Raw genomic sequence first — 499 nt, 5'->3', positions numbered from 1 at the left:
ACGGGCCGATGCGCCAGGAGGTGATGGACCACGTCGCCCGCGCCGGATTGTCCGACCGCATCCATTTCGCCGGTCGTCGCAGCCCGGTGGAGCCGTGGATGAAGGCGATGGATATGCTGTTTCTGTCCTCGGTGACCGAAGGCCTGCCCAATGTGCTGATCGAAGCGCAGGCCATGGGGCGCCCCGTTGTCACCATGGACGTGGGCGGTGCGGCCGAAACCATCGCCCCGGGGAAAACCGGCCTCGCGCTGGGCGAAGCACCCCCGCAGGAACTGGGTCGGAAAATCGCGAAGCTTCTTGCCGACAGGCCCCGCAGCGCCGCCATGGGCCGCGCCGCCCGCCAGCATGTGGAGGCCCGCTTTGGTCTTTCCCGGCTGATCGAGGATCTGGGCCACTTCTACGGCCCGCGCACCGGCCCCGCCAATAAAGGGAGCACCCCGTTATGCTGACGATCACCCCAATCGGTTCCTGCCGCATCGCGACGCCCCTGCGACTGGGC

The 499-nt window shown here is 67.9% G+C and carries 1 protein-coding gene; it reads left to right on the top strand.

The features are described 5' to 3' along the window. Window positions 1-449 (top strand): glycosyltransferase (locus A3764_RS20915; RefSeq protein ID WP_150122360.1); only part of this gene is annotated, 449 nt, incomplete at its 5' end. Between the last annotated feature and the right edge of the window lie 50 nt (window positions 450-499).

The sequence above is a fragment of the Sulfitobacter sp. HI0129 genome (assembly GCF_001635395.1).
In the GTDB taxonomy this organism is placed as follows: domain Bacteria; phylum Pseudomonadota; class Alphaproteobacteria; order Rhodobacterales; family Rhodobacteraceae; genus Sulfitobacter.
The sequence above is the reverse complement of the archived record's forward strand: the minus strand, read 5'-3'. Positions and strand labels throughout refer to the sequence as shown.